The sequence below is a fragment of the Cobetia crustatorum genome (assembly GCF_000591415.1).
Lineage (GTDB): Bacteria > Pseudomonadota > Gammaproteobacteria > Pseudomonadales > Halomonadaceae > Cobetia > Cobetia crustatorum.
This window is the reverse complement of record NZ_JEMF01000022.1, coordinates 1-21,599: the sequence shown is the minus strand read 5'-3', so window position 1 is coordinate 21,599 and position 21,599 is coordinate 1. Positions and strand designations below refer to the sequence as shown.

16 protein-coding genes and 1 pseudogene are annotated in these 21,599 nt (G+C 56.4%); 14 read left to right on the top strand and 3 right to left on the bottom strand.

Going from position 1 to position 21,599, the window contains the following annotated elements; genetic code table 11:
- Positions 1 to 2: 2 nt before the first annotated feature.
- The 6 genes from BF12_RS21070 (at position 3) to thiO (ending at position 7,125) form a co-directional block, all read left to right on the top strand.
- Positions 3 to 428, top strand: coding sequence for a PilV family protein (locus BF12_RS21070; protein WP_051510784.1), 426 nt, complete (start codon positions 3 to 5; stop codon positions 426 to 428).
- Positions 425 to 1,387 (top strand): PilW family protein, encoded by a 963-nt coding sequence (locus BF12_RS0106495; protein ID WP_035159344.1) that lies wholly within the window; start codon positions 425 to 427, stop codon positions 1,385 to 1,387. The genes BF12_RS21070 and BF12_RS0106495 overlap by 4 nt, the downstream gene beginning before the upstream one ends.
- Positions 1,384 to 1,905: a PilX N-terminal domain-containing pilus assembly protein gene (locus tag BF12_RS0106490; RefSeq protein WP_024951572.1), complete on the top strand. Its 522-nt coding sequence runs from the start codon at positions 1,384 to 1,386 to the stop codon at positions 1,903 to 1,905. The genes BF12_RS0106495 and BF12_RS0106490 overlap by 4 nt, the downstream gene beginning before the upstream one ends.
- 991 nt (positions 1,906 to 2,896) lie before the next feature.
- Positions 2,897 to 5,344, top strand: a complete 2,448-nt coding sequence (locus tag BF12_RS0106485; protein ID WP_024951571.1) for a pilus assembly protein — start codon at positions 2,897 to 2,899, stop codon at positions 5,342 to 5,344.
- 85 nt (positions 5,345 to 5,429) lie between these two features.
- Entirely contained in the window at positions 5,430 to 5,891 is a 462-nt protein-coding gene (locus BF12_RS0106480; protein WP_024951570.1) for a type IV pilin protein, read from the top strand.
- A gap of 103 nt (positions 5,892 to 5,994) precedes the next feature.
- Positions 5,995 to 7,125, top strand: coding sequence for a glycine oxidase ThiO (gene thiO, locus BF12_RS0106475; protein WP_024951569.1), 1,131 nt, complete (start codon positions 5,995 to 5,997; stop codon positions 7,123 to 7,125).
- Between the two features lie 40 nt (positions 7,126 to 7,165).
- On the opposite strand, the gene BF12_RS0106470 is transcribed toward thiO, so the two are convergent.
- Positions 7,166 to 7,429, bottom strand: coding sequence for a PP0621 family protein (locus BF12_RS0106470; protein WP_024951568.1), 264 nt, complete (start codon positions 7,427 to 7,429; stop codon positions 7,166 to 7,168).
- Positions 7,430 to 7,609: 180 nt separating this feature from the next.
- Here BF12_RS0106470 and BF12_RS0106465 point away from each other — a divergent pair, with 180 nt between their 5' ends.
- Positions 7,610 to 9,244, top strand: coding sequence for an NAD+ synthase (locus BF12_RS0106465; RefSeq protein WP_024951567.1), 1,635 nt, complete (start codon positions 7,610 to 7,612; stop codon positions 9,242 to 9,244).
- A 158-nt stretch (positions 9,245 to 9,402) separates the two neighbouring features.
- On the opposite strand, the gene BF12_RS0106460 is transcribed toward BF12_RS0106465, so the two are convergent.
- Positions 9,403 to 10,194, bottom strand: coding sequence for an outer membrane protein assembly factor BamD (locus tag BF12_RS0106460; RefSeq protein WP_088744177.1), 792 nt, complete (start codon positions 10,192 to 10,194; stop codon positions 9,403 to 9,405).
- A gap of 106 nt (positions 10,195 to 10,300) precedes the next feature.
- Here BF12_RS0106460 and rluD point away from each other — a divergent pair.
- The 5 genes and pseudogenes from rluD (at position 10,301) to ilvN (ending at position 17,809) form a co-directional block, all read left to right on the top strand.
- Positions 10,301 to 11,253, top strand: a pseudogene (rluD, locus tag BF12_RS19000) (23S rRNA pseudouridine(1911/1915/1917) synthase RluD).
- Positions 11,254 to 11,321: 68 nt separating this feature from the next.
- Positions 11,322 to 12,101 carry a peptidoglycan editing factor PgeF gene (gene pgeF, locus BF12_RS0106450; RefSeq protein WP_024951565.1) on the top strand — a complete coding sequence of 260 codons (780 nt, stop codon included), beginning with the start codon at positions 11,322 to 11,324 and terminating at the stop codon, positions 12,099 to 12,101.
- A gap of 286 nt (positions 12,102 to 12,387) precedes the next feature.
- Entirely contained in the window at positions 12,388 to 15,018 is a 2,631-nt protein-coding gene (gene clpB / locus BF12_RS0106445) for an ATP-dependent chaperone ClpB (protein ID WP_024951564.1), read from the top strand.
- Between the two features lie 575 nt (positions 15,019 to 15,593).
- A complete protein-coding gene (locus BF12_RS0106440; protein WP_024951563.1) occupies positions 15,594 to 17,318 on the top strand; it encodes an acetolactate synthase 3 large subunit in 1,725 nt (574 codons plus the stop codon).
- Positions 17,318 to 17,809: an acetolactate synthase small subunit gene (ilvN, locus tag BF12_RS0106435; protein WP_024951562.1), complete on the top strand. Its 492-nt coding sequence runs from the start codon at positions 17,318 to 17,320 to the stop codon at positions 17,807 to 17,809. The genes BF12_RS0106440 and ilvN overlap by 1 nt, the downstream gene beginning before the upstream one ends.
- Before the next feature lie 103 nt (positions 17,810 to 17,912).
- Here the strand turns inward: ilvN and ilvY are convergent, their stop codons facing one another.
- A complete protein-coding gene (gene ilvY / locus BF12_RS0106430) occupies positions 17,913 to 18,833 on the bottom strand; it encodes an HTH-type transcriptional activator IlvY (RefSeq protein ID WP_024951561.1) in 921 nt (306 codons plus the stop codon).
- A gap of 354 nt (positions 18,834 to 19,187) precedes the next feature.
- Between ilvY and ilvC the strand changes: the two genes are divergently transcribed.
- On the top strand, positions 19,188 to 20,204 hold the full coding sequence (gene ilvC, locus BF12_RS0106425) for a ketol-acid reductoisomerase (protein ID WP_024951560.1): 1,017 nt from the start codon (positions 19,188 to 19,190) through the stop codon (positions 20,202 to 20,204).
- Between the two features lie 209 nt (positions 20,205 to 20,413).
- Positions 20,414 to 21,271 carry a CDP-diacylglycerol--serine O-phosphatidyltransferase gene (gene pssA / locus BF12_RS0106420; protein WP_024951559.1) on the top strand — a complete coding sequence of 286 codons (858 nt, stop codon included), beginning with the start codon at positions 20,414 to 20,416 and terminating at the stop codon, positions 21,269 to 21,271.
- Positions 21,272 to 21,599 lie beyond the last annotated feature (328 nt).

Here is a 21,599-nt window from a genome sequence, read left to right as displayed (position 1 = left end):
GCTTGATTGAGGCGCTGATTGCCCTGCTGCTGATGGGAATTGCCCTGCTTGGTTTTGCGTTGATGCAAATGGAAACTCTACAGGCCAATAGCGAAAGCTATGCGCGTACAGAGGCGCGTATTCTTCTGATCGGCATGGCGGAGCGTATCCAGGCCAACTCAGAGGGAAAATATTTGGGTGGCAGTACAAAAGAAGCAGAAAAGCAGACGGGAATTACCAGTAATGACGCGTTGGCGGCACATGATGTCTGGGCCTGGCAGCAGGAGCTTACCGCTAGCCGCTTGAGCAGCCCGGTGGGTAACATCGCCGGTAATAATAGCCTCCTCGAGTTGACCGTAAGCTGGCAGGCAGCAGCCGATAAGGGCAGTGCTAGCGATACCGATGCACAGACGCTTAATGAAACTCTCGAGGTCCGGGTCGCGCCATGAAGCCATTACTTACTTTTTGTTGCCGCCAGCATCGCCAGCAAAGCTTCCACCGTCAGCAAGGCATGGGACTGGTTGAGCTGATGCTGGGCCTGGTGTTGGGGCTTTTTATCACCGGTATGGCACTGCAGTACTTTCTGACTACGCGCACTACCGCGACGACTCAGGAAGCGCTTTCTTATCTGCAGGAGAGCGCGCGGCACGTTTCTCATCGGCTACAACCGGTGATGCGCAATATCGGATTTTCGGGCTGCACGCCTTTGGGAAGCGTGAGCGACAATACTGGCACTCATGCACAGCCACTAGAGGTGACAGCGGTTATTGATGAGGGACTGAGCTATGATCGCCTGGCCATGCAAATTCCGGCACTCGCACTCGCTAGTGATGGTCAACGTGGTTGGCAGCTCTCGTCATCTGCAGCGCAGGGGGACAGGGTGTTGAACGTCAAGAACTACAGTGGCGAGCAATTGGCATCTGGCAGTTACGTGATGGTGAGTGACTGTGAAAGTGGTGATATCGACACCATCAGTGCCAGCGACGATGGCAAATTGTCATTGGCCAATGGTTTACAACATGGTTACGGCGGCAATCAGCAAACTCGTCCCTTCGTTTATCCTTTCGAGCGTTGGTATCTGGTGATGCTAGCCCCGAGCGATGATAAGGCGCAGCGGCTTTGTCTTAGCTCGGATAATGCATCGGGTAATGGCCCTGCAGCAGGCTGCACTGAAGAGCTGGCCAGCTACGTGAATGATATGGAGCTGAAGTTCGATATCACTGCGGGAAGTGGTTACGCCGTAGACCAGACTGCTGCCGAAGTGGGGAGTCGTTGGAGCCAGGTGCGTCGCATTCATCTTGATCTGACACTTAGTACTCCGCCTTCACTCCAGGTGGAAGGTGAGGCGGGTGGTGCCATGCAGCGCATTTTCTCCATGACCTTTAGTCCACGGAATCTCGGTTTATGAATGCAGGGCTTTCTTCAGCGCGACAGCAGGGTGGCATGGCACTATTGATGGTGCTGGTCATGTTGGTGGTCGTGGGTTTGATGGCTGTTTCGGGCAGCGAGAACACTCAGTTGCAGACTCGGATGACGGTCAATACTCAGCGCTATGATACTGCGTATGCCAATGCCGAAGGCTTGTTACGAGAAGCAGAAGCCGCATTGGAAAATGGCAGTATCCCGCTAGGTGAATTTTCAGAAACAGGAAAGAAAGGTCTCTATGATTTGACGGCGGCTGGTGTCGAAGCCCCAGGCAATCTGCTCACGCCAGGCGGGTGGGATGGCCTTGGTCATTTAGATGCTAACGTGAGTGGCAACTACATCATTGAATATCTGGGCAGTACCGTTCAGGGGATTCTCAATGCCGATAATATGAATAATGCTCTGCCTGAAAACGGTTATCGCATTACGGCCGCCGGTTGGATGGGCAGTGAGCGCTTGGCGCTTGCGGTCGTTCAAAGTGAAATCGTACTGGCACAGTAAGGGAACTATCAATGACACAGCGTTACTCGCGTTATCGTCTGCTGCCAGCCTGCGGCCTGGTACTCGTCACTACTACAGCTTCGCTGCTTCTGCAGATGACGAGCGTACGCTTTCACAGCTTCCTATTACTCAGAATGTCGGTGTCACACCCAATGTACTGTTGATGTTGGATGACTCAGGCTCGATGTCCTTTGAGGATACTATTGCGGGTGGGGAATCGGCTCGAGGCTATGATAAATTATATGGAGATCTTTGGTACTGCACTAGGAGTCGTGGATGTGGGAATTATAGTCCATATTGGGTGAGGATTTTTTCACAATATGATCTTGACGATCGACTATTTTGTGCTTCCTATAATTCACAAGCATATAATCAAAATATTGAATATCAGCCTTGGAAGCTCGAGTCCAGTGGTTCTCGTGCTCCTCAAAGTGATCCTAAGAAGGCGTTGATTGATTATGCCTTGGGATATAATGCTAGTAATATGGTGGACCTGACAGATAGCAGGGCAGATTTTTCCTATTACATAGACAAGGAAAGAAGTTGTGATTTTGAGCGTAAAGTAATAGACCTTACAAGTGCTGAGCAGCAGAATTATGCTAATTGGTTTACTTACTATCGAGATCGCTTGAGTGTTGGGAAAGCCGCAAGTCTTGAGTTGTTGACCGGCACTCAATATCGCACTGGCTTCTTGACGATCAATCCCAATGCTAACACTGCTCAGCGTGTTGGTGTAGATGGGATCATTACTCAGATATTGAATACGGTATCTGGGTTGTTGAGTTCGGTTACCGGGGGGGTATTGGGAAATACTAGCACCAATAGTCACTTTGATGAACTCCGAGCGGCCATAGAGAAAAGTGTCATTAGTAGTGAGAACTCATACCGAGGCACACCCTTGCGTGAAGCCCTTTATCGTGCAGGAGAATACTATGCAGGTAGATATTCACGATTAGGATCATCTCCTATTTTAAGTGCTGATGAAGGAGGTATGTGCCAGCAGAACTTTACTATTTTGGTGACTGATGGTTTCTGGAATAGAGAGAGTAGTGGTAGCGACCGTAACAATGTCGAGGATATTGGCGATGCTAATGGAGATAGTCGCCGTTGGTATTATTCCAATGGTAATTATGGTGGCAAGACAACGCTTGCAGATGTTGCCTACCACTATGCCCATAATGACTTGAAGACGACATTAGGCAGTGGAAGTTATGAAGATCAAGTAATGACTACGTATACAGTAGCTTTTGGCGTCGACGCCGATAATAGCAAGTGGAATACCGCGTTGACGAATGGCGCGCCAGGCTACGTTCAAGAGTCTACCTCCAGCACTATCGATGATCTCAAGCAGGCGGCAGAAGATGGTGGTGGCCTTTACTTCAATGCCGCTGACCCTGCGGCGCTGGTTGATGCACTGGCGGCCATTTCCCGCGACATCGTTGCACGAGGCGAGAGTGTCAGCGGCGTGGCGACCAATCTGAGTACTGCCGAGGTCGAGGCAGGTGGCGCGATATTACAGGTCAGCTACTCACCGGCCAGCTGGTCGGGAGAGGTAATGGCAGTATCAGCCGTTACGCAGGGGGACTCCGATTCCGATATTGATGTGGTGGATAGCGATACATTCGAGGCAAACCAGACATCTCCATTATGGAATGCCTCGGATAGGTTGACGGCCAATCTCAAGGGAGCAGGCGTTGCCAATCGAAAGGTCTATACCGCCGATAACGGCTCAACAGTCGTGTTCTCGGAAGGCAACCTCACCAATGTTCAGCAGAAGGATCTAGAGCGCTATGCTCCCGATGACTTGAGCAAGAGTGAGGGGCGTGAGGCGATGGTCGCCTGGCTCAAGGGGAGTCGTGCGCTGGAAGGCAAAGGATTGCGTACCCGCCAAGGGAGTGTTCTAGGCGATATCATTGGCTCCTCACCGGTAGTCATCACGCGGAGCAATGACAATAGCCAAGGCAGTGTTTTCGTCGGTGCCAACGATGGCATGTTGCATGCCTTTGATCTTGGTACAGGCGATGAGCAATTCGCCTACATTCCTGAGCTGCTGTTTAGTGAAGAAAACGGAGAAGGTCTCGGCTATCTGGCGAGCACTGGTTACCAGCATCGCTATTATGTCGATGCCGTCCCGCGAGTGACGACATTATCCGAGGGTAGTACCTGGCTAGCTTCTGGATTGGGCGGCGGTGGCCGTGGAGTTTTCGTACTCAATGTCACGGATGCCGTCAAAGGCAATGAGATCTCGACCACTGGGCTGTCAGGTTGGGAATTTGGGGCTGACAATAATCGCAATGGTCTCAAGGATAAGGATATTGGCTATGTCTATGGCGAAGTTCATGTTGGTCAGCTCAACAATGGACAACAGGCATTACTGGTCCCCAATGGACTCAAGCCGGAGAACGACCAGGCCTCCGCCACTCTGTTTCTGCGTGAGCTGACGACTGGCACTGCGATTGCCAAGCTTGTTGGCGGCAGTGGGGCAGGAGAACTCACCAGCCTTCAGGTCGCTGATCTTGATGGCAACGGAGCGGTCGACTTTGCCTACGGTGGTGATATGCAGGGACGGTTATGGAAGTTCAATCTCAGCGAGAAAGATCCTTCTGAGTGGAGTGCCAACCTGCTTTTCACAGCCACCTGTGATGTAAAGAGCTGTGGAAGTGGAAGTGTTCAACCGATCACGGTCAAGCCGACACTGAGTCGCCTTACTGGAGTGACGCACACCATGAGCGAGCCTAATTTATTAGTATCCTTCGGCACTGGTGAGCAGCTCTATACGCCGATTGATGATGATGTGGCCACTCAGCAAAGTCTCTACACCGTGCTGGATGATGGGCAGCATCTTGGATTGGGGCGTAATCAACTTGAATCGCGTGCCTTTGACGAGCAGCAATACAGCGAAGGTGAATTGGTAGGCCGTACATTGAATGGTCAGCTCTTTGATTATGGCCAGCAACTGGATAACAGTGATTCTCGCTATGGTTGGTATCTGGACCTCACGGATGCAGGGGAAGAGGTCATCCAGCCGGCCAGCCTGCTAGGTAATCTTCTGGTGGTTGCAACTCGCACGGACGGTGGCGGCAGTAATTTCTGTGAAGCCAATAGTAGTGGTTGGCTGATCGCGGTAGATGCGCAAACAGGTTTGCCGTCCTACGACAGCGGAAACTCAAGCTATGTGCCGATTTTCGATCTCAATGAAGACAAGAGCTTCGATGTCGGTGATCTGATCGGAAAGGTGGATGAGAGCGGTCCCGAGGTTGGTAATATCGTGGTCAGCATCAAGCTCTCTGGAGAGCCTAGCGGGCTGACCAGCATTGGCAATCATGTCTTTGTGGCAACTGGTGCCAGTGGGAGTGAGCCAGGGGCGGTCACTCCGCTCGAGCTGAATGTTCAGACATCCTCTGCGTCAGGCCGCGTGTCCTGGTATCAGCTACGGTAAGTCACTTAGTGAGGCGCAGTGTTCTCACTTCTTATCTCAGCCATCGCAACTTGTTGCGGTGGCTGTTTAATGACAGGAAGCCACCATGTCCAAAAGATTCATTACGAATTTGCGTGCTGCTCGTCATACAAATATTTATTGGAAGCAGTGTGGTTTTAGCCTGATCGAGCTCATGATCGTTGTCGCGATTATCGGCATTCTGGCATCTATCGCATACCCCGGTTATCAGCGTTATGTACTGCGAACTCATCGTGAGGATGCACACATTGCGCTGGTCACACTTGCCCAGGCTCAGGAGCGTTACATGGCGCGCTGTGGCGAGTACTCCCAGAGCATTGGTGGAGATGCGAGCTGCGACGCCGATGGTTTGGGGCGTGGCACGACATCACCGGAAAGCTTTTATACGCTAGGCATCAGTGGCAATGAGACGGCGTTCACGCTCAAGGCCACGGCAATCGACGTGCAGGCTCAAGATACTGAGTGCAAGACATTGAGTCTGAGCAGTACCGGTCGGCGCACGGCAGAAGGCGGGGGAGACTGTTGGTAGCGGATTGCTTGCTAATAGGCTGGAGGCATCCGTGTGACTTGTGGATCACTGGCTGCAGGGTATGCTCGTAGACTCTCGCAATTGACGGTAGGGGCAGACAGGCGTGAATGATTTTGTAGTGGTAGGCGGGGGAGTGATCGGCATGCTGACTGCGCTGGAACTGGCGGATGGTGGCGCGAGTATCACGCTTGTCGAGCGAGGTCAGTGTGGTCGCGAGGCTTCCTGGGCGGGTGGTGGGATCGTCTCGCCGCTTTATCCTTGGCGTTATAGTTCACCGATCTCACGACTCTCAGCATGGTCCGAAGGGTTTTATCCTTCGCTGGCCGAACGTCTGCTCGAGTCCACGGGCATTGATCCTGAATATCGTCAGCAGGGGCTTTTGTACCTGAATGTCGAGGACGCCGAGACAGCGCTTGCCTGGTCTGAAGAATATGCCAAGCCGCTGACTCGCGTTAATGCAGATTTCCTCTACGACAAGGCACCCGCCGTCGCCCCTGGATGTGATTCCGCGCTATGGATGCCGACGTTGGGTAGCATTCGCAATCCGCGCCTTGGCAAGGCCTTGCGTGCGGCGCTTGAGGCGCATCCACGTGTGCGTCTGCTGGAGAATGTCGCGGTCAAAGGCATTCTGATGCAGGACGACACTGCTATCGGCGTACAGACCGCCAACTCGGTGCTGGCAGCGGGGCAGGTCGTGGTCTGCGGCGGTGCCTGGAGTCGCGAGATTCTGAGCGAGGCAGGCATGGCGCTGCCGGTGCGTCCGGTACGTGGCCAGATGGTGCTGTTCAAGGCGCCCAAGGGGCTGGTGGAGCGAGTGGTGCTCAAGAATGGGCGCTACGTGATTCCGCGCGCCGATGGTCGTATCGTGGCAGGGTCCACGCTAGAGGAGGTCGGCTTCGACAAGACGACCACCGCTGAGGCGCGTGAATCGTTGGTCAAGAGTGCCTGTGAGATCATTCCGGCGCTGGCGGAGTGTGAGGTCGAGCATCATTGGGCAGGTTTACGCCCTGGCTCCCCCACTGGCACGCCGTTCATTGGTGCTGTGCCAGAGCGACGCCATCTGCATGTCAACGCCGGTCACTATCGCAATGGACTAGTGTTGGCGCCGGCATCGACTCGCCTGCTGGCGGACCAACTACTCGGGCGCACGCCGATTGTTGATCCCGTCCCCTATCAGCCTGTTACGTTGTTGGCCCAGACGCCGTCGGAAGATGCGACGACGCACTGGGCTTGATCGCGTGCTTGGACAACCTGTTCGGGCCAGGGATGTTGGCTTACTTGCGCGGCCCTTCCTCCAGAAAGTGCTGCTGATGCTCATTGCAGCAGAAGGTGAGCGCCTCATGGCGAATGGCATCGTCTTCCGGTAGATGCAGATCGCAGTAGGCGCAGCGCACCATGTTCTGGGCTTTACGCTCAGTAGGTTCGCCATGCTCGCTGTGTTCCTGACCCAGCTTCCATTGGCGATACATGCGGTAAAGGCGTAAACCCGCCCAGAACAGGACGACGAAAACCAGCAGACGGATGATCAACAGGCTCATTCCTATATAACTCCCTGGTGAGGTGACGCGAGCGGCTTTTGCCAGCGGCGTGACCTTGCGGGACAATGGCGGCCATCATGAATTCAGATGGGCCGGTACACGGCTCAATCGTCTGAGCCAGATGTCTGGCCACAGTGTACTGGCCCCTTATCGAACCGCCAATCGAGAGATCCTTACCGCATGCAAGATCTGACTCTGGTAATGGCCCAGCTCGACCCGCTGGTCGGTGATATTCCCGGCAATACTGAGCGTGCCATTGAGGCCGTTCGTGAAGCGAGTCTTGAGCATAAGGCCGATGTCGTGGTGCTACCCGAGCTATGTCTGACGGGCTATCCACCGGAAGACCTGCTGCTGCGCGACTCCATGGAAGCACGTCTTGAAGAGGCACGTGCGCGCATGGCAAAGAAAGTCGCGCGTGGCGTGATGGTCATTGTCGGCTACCCCGGCATGCGGGATGGCCAGCGTTATAATCTTGCCGGTGTGCTCAAGGATGGCGAATGGATCGCCGAGTACGCCAAGCAGGCGCTGCCCAACTATCAGGTCTTCGATGAACAACGTTATTTCACACCGGGTACTGAATCCTGCGTGGTGGAATGCCGTGGCGCTCGTCTGGGCATCGTGATCTGTGAAGACCTGTGGGACGGCACTCCGACGCGTCAGGCCCGTGACGCGGGGGCTGATATCCTCGTCAGCCTCAACGCCTCCCCCTATCATCTTGAGAAGCCGGCTGAGCGCAATCGTCTGTTTGCCAAGCGTGCCGCTGAAGTGAGTTGCCCGCTGGTCTACGTCAATCAGATTGGCGGCCAGGATGAGCTGGTCTTTGATGGAGGCTCCGCGGCGATCGATGCCGATGGCAAGACCTGCGTTCAGGCCCCGTGGTGGGATGTCGGCCTGATGCCGGTGCAGTTCCTCAAGGAAGAGGGTGGCCGCTGGACACCCCAGTCTGGTGAAATCGCCGAACTGCTGTCACCGGAAGAATCTCTTTACTGCGCACTAGTCACGGGCCTGCGTGACTACGTCAACAAGAGTGGCTTCAAGGGTGTGGTACTCGGGTTGTCCGGTGGGATCGATTCCGGTCTGTCACTGGCAATTGCTGTCGATGCGCTGGGCGCAGACCGCGTGCATGCCGTGATGATGCCGTATCACTATACGGCGGACATCTCGAAGGAGGACGCTGCTGAGCAAGCCAAGCTATTGGGCGTGAGTTATGAAGTGATGCCCATCGCCCCGATGGTCGAGGCCTTTACCGAAACGTTGGCCGAGAGCTTCGCGGGTAGCGAGCGTGATACCACTGAAGAGAATTTACAGTCCCGCTGTCGCGGTGTGCTGCTGATGGCCATCTCCAACAAGAAAGGGCTGATGGTGCTGACGACTGGTAACAAGAGTGAGATGGCGGTGGGTTATGCCACGCTCTATGGCGACATGGTCGGTGGCTATAACGCGCTAAAGGATGTCTACAAGACGTGGGTGTTCCGTCTCGCCCATTGGCGTAACACCATGGGGCCGGCGATTCCTGAGCGTGTCATCACGCGTCCACCGTCGGCGGAGCTTGCTGAAGATCAGCTCGACAGCGACTCGCTGCCTGATTACGACATCCTGGACGCTATTCTCACTCACTATATCGAGAGTGATATGAGTGCTGAGGCGATTATCCGTGCTGGCTTTGAGGAAGAAGACGTCTATCGGGTAGTACGCTTGGTCGATCGCTGTGAATATAAACGCCGTCAGGCGCCGGTCGGTGTGCGAGTTACACCGCGTGGTTTTGGGCGTGATCGCCGCTATCCGATCGTCAATGGCTGGGCCGCCGGCGAGTGATTCCGCTAGTGGTTATCTTTTGATCAGCAGTGGGTGCCATGCTGATTGACGCGTGAGAGCATAAAAAAGCCCGTGATCAATGATCACGGGCTTTTCGTTTGCGGCCATGTATCTGGCGCCGCGCAGGTACAGCTGCCATGCTTTGGATGGTGCTTGAGTTATACGGTGAGCGGGTCAGCGTTAACGTAACGAGGGTCGAAGGTGCGACCATCCAGACGCTTGTTGTCCGGATCATTCTTGATCAGCACCTTGAGAGTCTCGCTGGCGCGGTCACGTAGACCGAGCCCCAAGTACCCTTCTACCATCACGGCCAGCGCATCGCGGGTGGCAGGAGTGTTAGGGTAGTGCTCGATAACCCACTCGCCACGCTTCACAGCAGCTAGATAGGCCTGTTTGCGCAGATAGAAATCAGCTGTCTGCAGCTCGCCACGTGCCAGCACGTTGCGCAGATAAATGATGCGCTGACGCGAATCTGCTGCGTAGGTGCTGTTGGGGAAGCGACGCACCAATTCGCCAAAATCGATATAGGCATCACGCGTAGCCCCTAGATCGCGGCGCGAGATGTCGATCAGGTCCAGCGCTTCCAGACTGAATCGTCCTGCACTGTACGCTGCCAGACCACGCATGTAGTAGGCATAGTCGATCTGCGGGTGATCAGGGTGCAGGCGAATGAATCGACTGGCTGCGGCGCGTGCCGCTTCCCAGTTGTCGACCTGGTAATAGGCATAGATCAGTTCCAGCTGCGACTGCTCGGCATAGCTACCGAACGGGAAGCGAGTATCCAGGGCTTCAAGTTGCTGAACCGCTGAATTGAAGCGGCTGGTGTCCAGGGAAACCTGAGCCTGACGATACAGGTCCTGTTCCTGGAGATCCGGTGCCGGCTCGGAGGTCGCACAGCCAGCCAGCAAAGTGCTGGCCAGGGCGAGGGCAGTCAAGGGAAGAGCGCGCATCGGTTTCCTCATCTCGGGCAATCCATGGCGGGCATGCTAGAATCCGCCGATCCGCACTTACTATAAAGCAAAGGCCCTTTCCTGCGAAACGGCCTCAGAGAGCAATATGGCAGACACCATTAACCGCGAAGAGCGAATTCCGGAAACGATGATTGGTATGCGCTTCGATCAGGCATGTGCCGAGATCTTCTCCGACTATTCCCGTGAGCGCCTCAAGCACTGGATAAAGACCGGTGTGTTGACCCTCGACGGCGCCGCCGTAAAGCCCCGCGAGAAGGTCTATGGCGGTGAGCGCCTGTCCTTGAACGCCGAGCTTGAAGAAGAAGTCAGTCACGGCCCTGAGGATATCGAATTCGAGATCGTCTTCGAAGATGACGATGTATTGGTCATCAACAAGGACCACGGCATGGTCGTGCATCCGGGGGCCGGTAATCATGATGGCACCTTGCTGAACGCTATCTTGCACCACTGCCCGGGCAATTCGATGCTGCCGCGCGCTGGTATCGTGCATCGTCTCGACAAGGACACCAGTGGTTTGATGGTGGTCGCCAAGTCGCTGACGGCACAGACTGAGCTGGCCGAGCAGTTGCAGGCGCGTACCGTATCGCGTGAATACGATGCAGTCGTGACCGGTGTGATGACGGCTGGCGGTACCGTGGATGCGCCTATCGGCCGCCATCCCAAGGACCGCAAGCGCCAGGCAGTCACGCACAGTGGCAAGCTGGCGATCACGCACTATCGCGTGGTTGAGCGCTTCCGCGGCCATACCCATGTCCGCTGCAAGCTGGAGACAGGGCGTACGCATCAGATTCGCGTGCACATGGCGCATCAGCGCTATCCGTTGGTCGGTGATCCGGTCTACGGTGGTCGTTTCAAGTTGCCGCCGGGTGCCAGTGATCCACTGAAGGAGCTGTTGCGTCAGTTCCCGCGTCAGGCGCTGCATGCACGTCGCCTTGCCTTCATTCACCCGATTACCGGCAAGGAAGTTGAATTCCGCGCGAGATGCCGGGTGACATGCTGGTACTGATCGACTATCTCAAGGAAGACATCGCCCGCTGATTTTGTGCTGGCGCTGTGACGGTCGAGGAAAAATGCCGATTGTCACAGTGCTGGCTCAAGGAGATGACATGCACGACAGCCAGCGCCCGACCCTGATTTTGCCGGATTGGCCCGCACCCAGTCCGGTGCAGGCCTTTGTCACCACGCGCGAGAGTGGCCCAAGCCAGGGCCCTTTTGCCGGCTTCAATCCCGCGCTGCATGTCGGTGATGACCCGATAATGGTGGCGCGGGTGCGGGAGTTGCTGGCGGCAGAAGTTGATGATGGCCGCCCGTTGGCCTGGCTCGATCAGGTGCATGGCACTCAGGTCATGGATGCCTTCGAGGTCTGCCACGGTGAGGAGCATTCTGAAACAGTCGTAGCGCCGCGTGCAGATGCCTGTGTCAGCACCGGTACGGGACAAGCCTGTGTCGTGATGACGGCGGATTGCTTGCCGGTATTGTTCTGCGATCGCCAGGGCACTCGTATCGGTGTGGCACATGCTGGCTGGCGTGGATTGGTAGAAGGTGTGCTCGAAGCCACGGTTGCGCGACTCGGGGAAGACCCTGGTGAGCTGATGGCTTGGTTAGGGCCGGCCATCTCCAATGCGCAGTTCGAGGTGGGCCCTGAAGTACGAGATGCTTTTCTGTCTGATCAGCCAGCAGCGGAAGATGCCTTCGAAGCTAGCCCTTATCGGTTGGGTCACTATATGTGTGATCTTTACAAGCTGGCACGTCTGCGACTTGAGCGTGCTGGTGTTGGCCATGTCAGCGGTGGGCATTTCTGTACTGCATCAGAGCCGCGCTTCTACTCCCACCGTCGCGATGATGGTGTGACAGGGCGCTTGGCTACCGTTATCTGGCTGCGCTGAATTGCCTTGATGGACTCGTTGGGATTAGCTCGCATGAGCTGATAGCGATTATTGTCCGCACAACGCCCCACCCACTTGAATGATTCAGGTGGGTGGGGCGTTGTTGTTTTTACCAGAAGGTGCTTTCGAGGTGATCTGGATCAGGAAAGTCACCATGTATGCTGCATTGCCGCGAAAGCTCCCTTGAAAGCCACTGGGCAGCCCCCATCTTGAGTGTCAGATACGAATTGTTACAGGCGAAGCTCCTGAGAAAAGGAGTACCGCCATGACTCTCAGGAGAAGCACCATGCGCATAGATAAACTGACCAGCAAGCTACAGAACGCATTGGCCGATGCTCAGTCCCTCGCCGTCGGACGTGGCCACAATGAAATCCATCCTCAGCACTTGTTGCTGGCGTTGCTGGAGGACCGTGATGGTGGCCTCAAGGCACTGGTTAACAAGGCCGGTGGTGATGCTACAGCGCTGATGAGTGGCCTGAAGCGTCAGCTGGATGATCTGCCAACCGTCTCACAGTTCGATGGCAACGTCGCACCTTCTCAGGCACTCGGCAAGTTGTTGAATCTCGCGGACCGCGAGGCCCAGAGGCGCGGCGACCAATTCATTGCCTCCGAGCTCGCGTTGCTAGTCGCGCTAGAGCTGGGCGGTGATCTTGGCAAGCTGTTCATCTCTTCCGGCGTCAAGAAACCAGCACTGGCATCGGCGATTGATGCCCTGCGTGGTGGTGAAGCCGTGGGGGATGCAGACGCGGAGAACAATCGCGAAGCGCTCAACAAGTACACCATGGACCTGACCGAACGTGCGCGTGCCGGCAAGCTGGACCCTGTCATCGGGCGCGATGAAGAGATTCGTCGCACGATTCAGGTATTGCAGCGCCGCACCAAGAACAATCCGGTACTAATCGGTGAGCCGGGGGTGGGAAAGACGGCTATCGTCGAGGGGCTTGCCAGTCGCATCGTCAATGGCGAAGTGCCGGAAGGTCTCAAGAACAAGCGTGTGCTGTCACTGGACATGGGCTCGCTGCTGGCGGGGGCCAAGTTCCGAGGGGAGTTCGAGGAGCGCCTCAAGTCGGTGCTCAAGGAGCTGTCGCAGGAAGAAGGGCAGGTCATCCTGTTCATTGATGAGCTGCATACCATGGTCGGCGCGGGCAAGGCCGAGGGCGCGATGGATGCCGGCAACATGCTCAAGCCGGCGCTGGCGCGTGGCGAGCTGCATTGTGTCGGTGCCACCACGCTGAATGAATATCGCCAGTACATCGAGAAAGATGCTGCATTGGAGCGTCGTTTCCAGAAGGTACAGGTCGACCAGCCCAGTGAAGAAGACACCGTTGCCATTCTGCGCGGCTTGAAAGAGCGCTATGAAGTGCACCACGGTGTCGATATCACTGATAGCGCCATCATTGCGGCGGCACGGTTGTCCTCGCGCTACATCACGGATCGCCAGCTGCCGGACAAGGCGATTGATCTGATTGATGAGGCGGCCTCACGTATCCGCATGGAGCTGGACTCCAAGCCGGAGGAGATGGACCGTCTCGATCGTCGCCTGATCCAGCTCAAGATGGAGCGCGAGGCGCTCAAGAAGGAGACGGATGAAGCCGCGCTCAAGCGTCTCGATGCCCTGGAAGTGCAGATCACTGAATTGGAGCGTGAATACGCGGACCTCGATGAAGTCTGGAAGGCCGAGAAAGCCAGCATTCAGGGTGCGGCCCAGTTCAAGGCTGAGCTTGAGCAAGCACGTATCGATCTTGAGCAGGCACGACGCGCAGGCGACCTCAGCCGCATGTCCGAGCTGCAGTACGGTGTGATCCCCGGTCTTGAGAAACAGATCAGTGAGGTGGGTGAGGGTGAGGCAGACACCTCGACTCACGTATTGCTGCGCTCCAATGTCACTGAGGAAGAGATTGCCGAGGTTGTCTCGCGTTGGACCGGCATCCCTGTTTCCAAGATGCTTGAAGGTGAGCGTGACAAGCTGCTGCGCATGGAAGAGGCGCTGCACGAGAAGGTGATTGGTCAGGACGAGGCGGTAATCGCGGTGGCCAACGCGGTACGTCGTTCACGTGCGGGGCTGTCGGATCCGAATCGTCCCAACGGCTCCTTCCTGTTCCTCGGCCCGACTGGCGTTGGCAAGACCGAGCTCTGTAAATCGCTGGCCAACTTCCTGTTCGATACCGAAGAGGCGATGGTGCGTATCGACATGTCGGAGTTCATGGAGAAGCACTCCGTGGCTCGCTTGATCGGTGCGCCTCCCGGCTATGTCGGCTACGAAGAAGGCGGTTATCTGACCGAGGCTGTGCGTCGCAAACCGTATTCCGTGCTGTTGCTGGATGAAGTGGAGAAGGCGCATCCGGATGTCTTCAATATCCTGTTGCAGGTGCTGGAAGATGGCCGTCTCACCGATGGTCAGGGACGTACTGTCGATTTCCGCAACACTGTGATCGTGATGACCTCGAATCTGGGGTCTGAGATGATCCAGCGAATGAGTGGTCTCAATGGTGTAGTTGAAGGCGAGACAGAAGGCGAAGCTGCTGATAAAGCTGCTTTCCAGTACGACGACATGAAAGCCGCCGTGATGGAAGTGGTAGGCAATCACTTCCGTCCTGAGCTGATCAACCGCATTGATGAGGTCGTCGTCTTTCACGCATTGGGACAGTCGCAGATCGCCTCGATCGCTGGCATTCAACTGGGACGTCTCAAGGCGCGTCTGGCAGATCGCGACCTTGGCTTCGAGATCAGCGATGCGGCCATGGCGTTGCTGGCCAAGGCGGGCTTTGACCCTGTCTATGGCGCTCGTCCGCTCAAGCGCGCAATCCAGAGCCGTATCGAGAACCCATTGGCACATTCGCTGTTGGCCGGTGACTTCGTGCCAGGGGATATCATCCATGTGGCGGAAGAGGGCGGTGAGCTGACCTTCACGCGCTAAAGTCACATCATCATCGACGCCTCGCGGGCGGCTGGCAGTAATGTCCAGCAGGCCGCGGGGCGTTGTCATTTCCGAGGAGTGGTCGTGTTCAGGCAATTACGTACACACTCATGTGAAATTGATGAGGCAGTAAATTGCGAAATAATGACTGATGGTGATGTCTTGCGCATGGATGTGGCGACATTTTGCATCTTTGGCGTGGCTTTTGGCGCAAGCGACGCAAAGTGGCGTAAGGGGCAGTTGACAGCCTCTCGTGGCTGTTGGACTCTTGACCATTCCTGATTGCGGGCGCGGCCTTTCGAGTGACCCTCGAAGTACCGCGTTAAGGACAGACGCTGAGTCTCTGTCCGCCTGTCGAAGGATACGCCGGTCCGGGTACGCCAACCGTACCGACCGGCCATCAGCCCCGACCGCATCCAACCGATGCGACAAGAGTGCAGGCCCTAACCGGGCCTCAGACGCCAGGGTTTGGCATCAGGTGCCGTGACAACACGGCAGCGACATTCAGGTCGCACTCGATCCGGCTTGCGTATTGCCGCCGGACGCACTCGAGACCTCCAGGGGAGAATAATCAAGTGGAATTGCTTTCTGGCGCTGACATGATCGCCCGTGCCCTGCACGATGAGGGCGTGGAATATATTTACGGCTATCCCGGGGGAGCGGCGCTGCATATCTATGACGCCCTGTTCCGTCAGGACAAGGTTCAGCACATCCTGGTCCGTCATGAGCAGGCTGCTACCCATGCGGCTGATGGCTACGCACGTGCCTCCGGCAAGCCTGGCGTGGTACTGGTGACCTCTGGTCCCGGTGCGACTAATGCCGTGACCGGTATCGCCACCGCTTATATGGACTCGATTCCGATGGTGGTGTTGTGCGGACAGGTCGCCAGTCACCTGATTGGCGAAGATGCCTTCCAGGAAACTGATATCGTCGGTGTGACTCGGCCCATCGTGAAACACAGCTTCTCGATCAGGCACCCGAGCGAAATCCCGGGCGTCATCAAGAAGGCCTTCTATCTTGCCGGCAGTGGTCGCCCCGGGCCGGTCGTGATCGACATTCCGAAGGATATGACGGCACCGACCGAGCGCTATGAGTACAGCTACCCGAAAAAAGTACGCATGCGCTCCTATAGCCCGGTGACCCGTGGCCATAGTGGTCAGATCAAGAAAGCGGTTGAGCTGATGCTCAAGGCGCGTCGCCCGTTGTTCTTCACTGGTGGTGGCGTGGTGTCTGGGCGTGCCTGTGAGGCGCTGACCGACCTGGTCCGCCGTCTCGGCTTCCCGATTACCACCTCGCTGATGGGCATTGGTGCCTATCCGCAAGGCGATCGTCAGTGTCTGGGCTGGCCTGGCATGCACGGCTCCTACGAGTCTAACAATGCCATGCACCATACGGATCTGATCATCTGTATCGGCGCACGCTTTGATGACCGCGTGACCAACAACACCTCGAAGTTCTGCCCGACCGCCAAGATCATTCATGTCGATATCGACCCGAGCTCGGTCTCCAAGACCGTGCGCGCCGATGTACCGATCGTCGGTCCGGCGGACGCCGTGATCAACGAGATGATCAGCCTTGTGCAGGGGCGCGAGCTGGCCAATCCTGAGGCGCTGGCCGCCTGGTGGACCCAGATCGATGGCTGGCGTGCCGAACGTGAAGGCAAGCTCTACGAGCCGGCTGCCCCGGGTGAGCCACTCAAGCCTCAGCAGGTCGTTGAGGCGGTGCACCGCGTGACGCGTGGCGAAGCCTTTGTAGCGACCGACGTCGGTCAGCATCAGATGTTTGCCGCGCAGTACTACAAGTTCGAACTTCCCAATCGTTGGATCACCTCCGGTGGGCTCGGCACCATGGGCTTCGGCTTCCCGGCGGCCATGGGCATCAAGATGTCTTACCCGGATGACGAAGTGGTGCTGTTCACTGGTGAAGGCAGTTTCCAAATGATGATGCAGGAGTTCTCGACCTGTAAGCAGTATGGTGTCGGGGTTAAGATCATCAATCTCAATAACCAGTCGCTGGGTATGGTGCGCCAGTGGCAGGACTTGAACTACAAGTCTCGCCATTCGCATTCCTACATGCAGTCGCTGCCGGACTTTGTCCAGCTGGCGGGTGCCTATGGCTTCCGTGCCATCAAGGTGCACACGGTGGAAGAGTTGGAGCCGGCGCTGGAAGAGGTCTTCCGCAACAAGGACGAGCTGGTGTTCCTCGATGTCTATGTTGACCCGCGTGAACACGTCTATCCGATGCAGGTGCCTCTTGGCTCCATGCGTGACATGCTGCTTACGAAGACGGAGCGGACCTGATGCGACATATCATCTCCATTCTGCTGGAAAATGAACCGGGTGCGCTGTCACGAATCGTCGGCCTGTTTTCACAGCGTAACTTCAATATCGAAACCCTCAACGTGGCGCCGACGGAAGATGCAACGCTGTCACGTCTTACGGTCACCACGGTGGGTGAAGATAAGGTCATCGAACAGATCACCAAGCATCTCAACAAGCTGATTGATGTGGTCAAGCTGGTAGATCTGACCGAGGGCAGCCACATCGAGCGCGAACTGATGCTGGTCAAGGTCAAGGCATTGGGTGCTCAGCGTGACGAGATCAAACGGACGGCGGATATCTTCCGTGCCCAGATCGTCGATATCACGCCGAGCCTCTATACCATCCAGATCACTGGTGACACCGGCAAGCTGGATGCCTTCCTGGCGGCAATGCAGCCGGTGGGCGTACTGGAAGTCGCGCGTACGGGTGTTTCTGGCATTGCACGTGGCGAGAAGGTGCTGAGCCTGTAAGACAGGCATGGGCAAGATCGCAAGATGAAAACGGCGCCCTTCGGGGCGCCGTTTTCATCTGTGCTTCCTTTCTCGGTCTATTGGATTCCGGCGGATGAGGTTTTCAATCGGTGGTGCGTAATGGACTGTTAGGCAGCTCATCCCAGAGGGCGCGCACCAATGGGTGCCGCAAACGCTTCTCCTGCACGCACAGTCCCACCTTGTAAGGTGTCAGCGGCGGATCGACTTCGAGGATACGTACCTGATCGGCCAGCGGAGAGTTGTCGAGCACTATCTGTGGCACCACGCCGATGCCAAATCCCAATCCGACCATGCTGACGATTGCTTCGTTACCGGCGACTTGAGCGTATAAGCGCGGTTTGATGCCTCGTGTATGACACCAGACATCGAAGCGCTCACGTGCGAGACCAGTCTCCGAAAGAATCATCGGCACGCGTGCCCAATCGATACTTGTCTCGTCTGCACCTGTCTCATCGATGCCTTCAAGCTGTTGGCCGGGGCCATCACGGCGTGGGGCGATAAAGCGTAGCGGTGACTCGGCAAAGTCAGTGAAGGCAAGGCGGGCTGGCAGTACATCGGGGCGAGCGGCAATCGCGAGATCCTCATGGCCCATCAATACACGCTCCAGCGCCACTGCCGGGTCACCTGTGTGCAGTTTCAATTCCACATGTGGATGACGAGCGCGAAAGGCGGCGAGAATGTCGTACAAGAAACTATAGCTGGCGGTCACCGAGCAATAGAGAGATAGCTCTCCGCGTAGCTCGTTGCTGTCCTCCAGCAGTGACTGACGTATGTCATCCCACTGATTCAGCAGTTCGCGAGCATGACGTCGGAAGCGTTCGCCGGCGGGCGTCAGAGCGACACTGCGGTTGTCACGTTCGAATAAAGTGACGCCCAGGTCTTCTTCCATGGCGCGAATGGCGCGCGACAGCGCTGAGGCGCTTAGATGGCAGGCGGTACTGGCGCGTCCGAAGTGAAGCGTCTCGGCGAGGGTCAGGAATTGCTTGAGTTGGCGATTGTCCATTCCGGAGGTCCGCTGTCTGTGAGTCCTGGGGTGAATAGCCAACCCCTGTCGTTGCAATAATCGGCATGTGGTAGTGCAAATATAGCATTTTACGCAACGATGGGCGGCGGGTAAGGTGGAGTCATCGCCGCGCAAGAGGGGGACGGCAGACCTTGATCAAAGTCGCAAGACAGGTTTTGATCATCAGGGTGCACGACCTCCCGAGACGCAGAGCGGCCCAGGATAGTTGGTCGTCGGCGCTGGACACTGCTGAACGCTTCTCCCGATAGGCGAGAGACGGCAAGAACAACAGACACGCTATTTCATGATTTCATGCCATCCATTTGTATGGATGTGCCGCCAGGAGCAATGACAATGAAACTTTATTACGACAAGGACTGCGACCTTTCCCTCATTCAGGGCAAGAAGGTGGTCATCCTCGGTTACGGTTCACAGGGCCACGCTCATGCGAACAACCTGAAGGAATCCGGTGTCGACGTCACTGTTGCTCTGCGTCGCAGCTCTTCCAGCTGGTCCAAGGCTGAAACAGCAGGCCTGAAAGTCGCTGAAGTTGAAGATGCCGTCAAGGCTGCTGATGTGGTCATGATTCTGGCGCCGGACGAAAACCAGAAGGCTATCTACGAGAATCAGGTTGAGCCTAACCTCAAGCAAGGCGCGACTCTTGCCTTCGCTCACGGCTTCAATATCCATTACAACCAGGTGGTTCCGCGCGCTGACCTCGACGTCATCATGATCGCGCCGAAGGCCCCGGGCCACACCGTGCGTTCCGAGTTCGTCAAAGGTGGCGGCATCCCTGATCTGATCGCCATCCACCAGGATGCTTCTGGTCAGGCCAAGGAAATTGCCCTGTCTTATGCTGCCGGCGTCGGTGGTGGTCGTACCGGTATCATCGAGACCACTTTCAAGGACGAGACCGAAACAGATCTGTTCGGTGAGCAGGCAGTCCTGTGTGGTGGCGCAGTCGAGCTGGTCAAGATGGGCTTCGAGACCCTGACGGAAGCTGGCTATGCACCGGAAATGGCTTACTTCGAGTGTCTCCATGAGCTCAAGCTGATCGTCGACCTGATGTATGAAGGCGGCATCGCCAACATGAACTACTCCATCTCCAACAATGCGGAATATGGCGAGTACGTGACGGGGACGGAAATCATCAACGAGCAGTCCCGTGTGGCTATGCGTAATGCACTGAAGCGCATCCAGAGCGGTGAATACGCCAAGATGTTCATCCAGGAAGGCAACACCAACTATCCGTCGATGACTGCACGTCGTCGTCAGAATGCTGAACACCCGATCGAGCAGACCGGTGAGAAGCTGCGTGGCATGATGCCGTGGATCACGGCCAACCAGCTGGTCGACAAGTCACGCAACTGATCCTTCCTTCTGGATCTGGCGTGAAATGAGCGGGGCGCTCTCCATCAGGAGGGCGCCCCGCTTGCGTTTATGCGTATCTATCGGTAATGAGTCGATGAGGAAAGTGACAGTCAGCGATGAGGCCGCTAGGGTGTCAGCACTATTCGCGGTCACTGGCAGGTGTAGAATGACGTTACCCTGCCACGACGAGGCAAGATGCAAGGAATCCCATGACTGACGACAATCGACATCCCGGCGCAGAAGATGCACCTGAAGAGCAGCCACGCCGCACCAGTTCCGTGCTGGACAAGGTGGTGGAAGAGTTCACGGATGACAGTGAGGTAGTGGAAGATACGGTTGAGGATGGCAAGCCTGTCAGACGACGTGGTATCTACCTGCTGCCCAACCTGTTTACCACCTCGGCGTTGTTCTCCGGTTTCTTTGCGGTGGTGTGCGCACTGAACGGTGAGTTTGCCAATGCCTCCATTGCCATCTTTGTCTCAATGGTACTTGATGGCCTTGACGGACGAGTGGCACGCCTGACCAATACTCAGAGTGCTTTTGGCGCCGAATATGACAGCTTGGCAGACATGCTGTCTTTCGGCGTGGCGCCAGCGTTGGTCACATTCAGTTGGATACTTCAGGATGTGGGCAAGATCGGCTGGATCGCCGCCTTCGTCTATGTGGCCGGTGCAGCGCTGCGCTTGGCGCGCTTCAACGTCCAGAGTGGCTCCACTGACAAGAAGTGGTTCATTGGCCTGCCAAGTCCGGCTGCCGCCGCATTGGTCGCTGGCTGCGTCTGGACGATGCACAACTTTGATGCCGAAACCTTCGCCTTCAAGTCACTGATGGTCTTCGTGGTGGCAGCTGCCGGCATCCTGATGGTGTCAAATATCCGCTACTACAGCTTCAAGGAGATCGATCTCAAGGGGCCGGTGCCCTTCGTGGCGCTGCTCGCTATCGTGCTGGCCTTCGTGGTCATCTCACTGGAGCCGTCCGTGATGCTGCTCGGCCTCTTCGCTCTCTATGTGGCCAGTGGCCCAGTCATGGCGCTAGGGCGCAAGATGCGCAGCAGCAAGCAAGGATAAGCAGGGGAGTGTGATCTCTGATATTCGGCCCGCCATTCATGGCGGGGCCGAATGCGTTCTTGGGGACTGGAATTCAGGCATGGTGGTGGAAGTTGTTGAGCGCGGCTAAGTAGAGGGTATGTAGTAGGGGCGGAGCAGGATTGGCAGAAAGTCTGTTGAAAGGGGGTAGATAGAAGACGGGGTAGAGAGAAACCATAGAAGGAGCAAAAAGGCAGATGAGAGCCTGGACTGGCGTGGGTAGTGCCTTGCCTGATCAGGCATGACAACTGAATGACAATCTCTTCAAAAAGGCCTTGCGCTGAACCGGCCCGGTGCGTAAAGTACGCAT

Excerpts from the sequence above, each read along its gene's own strand:
- BF12_RS0106470 (WP_024951568.1), bottom strand. The coding sequence starts at position 7,429 with ATGAGCCTGTTGATCATCCGTCTGCTGGTTTTCGTCGTCCTGTTCTGG.
- BF12_RS0106480 (WP_024951570.1), top strand. The coding sequence starts at position 5,430 with ATGTCCAAAAGATTCATTACGAATTTGCGTGCTGCTCGTCATACAAAT.
- BF12_RS0106485 (WP_024951571.1), top strand. The coding sequence starts at position 2,897 with ATGTGCCAGCAGAACTTTACTATTTTGGTGACTGATGGTTTCTGGAAT.
- pgeF (WP_024951565.1), top strand. The coding sequence starts at position 11,322 with ATGCACGACAGCCAGCGCCCGACCCTGATTTTGCCGGATTGGCCCGCA.
- clpB (WP_024951564.1), top strand. The coding sequence starts at position 12,388 with ATGCGCATAGATAAACTGACCAGCAAGCTACAGAACGCATTGGCCGAT.
- pssA (WP_024951559.1), top strand. The coding sequence starts at position 20,414 with ATGACTGACGACAATCGACATCCCGGCGCAGAAGATGCACCTGAAGAG.
- ilvC (WP_024951560.1), top strand. The coding sequence starts at position 19,188 with ATGAAACTTTATTACGACAAGGACTGCGACCTTTCCCTCATTCAGGGC.
- BF12_RS0106465 (WP_024951567.1), top strand. The coding sequence starts at position 7,610 with ATGCAAGATCTGACTCTGGTAATGGCCCAGCTCGACCCGCTGGTCGGT.
- BF12_RS0106495 (WP_035159344.1), top strand. The coding sequence starts at position 425 with ATGAAGCCATTACTTACTTTTTGTTGCCGCCAGCATCGCCAGCAAAGC.
- BF12_RS0106460 (WP_088744177.1), bottom strand. The coding sequence starts at position 10,194 with ATGCGCGCTCTTCCCTTGACTGCCCTCGCCCTGGCCAGCACTTTGCTG.
- BF12_RS0106490 (WP_024951572.1), top strand. The coding sequence starts at position 1,384 with ATGAATGCAGGGCTTTCTTCAGCGCGACAGCAGGGTGGCATGGCACTA.
- ilvN (WP_024951562.1), top strand. The coding sequence starts at position 17,318 with ATGCGACATATCATCTCCATTCTGCTGGAAAATGAACCGGGTGCGCTG.
- ilvY (WP_024951561.1), bottom strand. The coding sequence starts at position 18,833 with ATGGACAATCGCCAACTCAAGCAATTCCTGACCCTCGCCGAGACGCTT.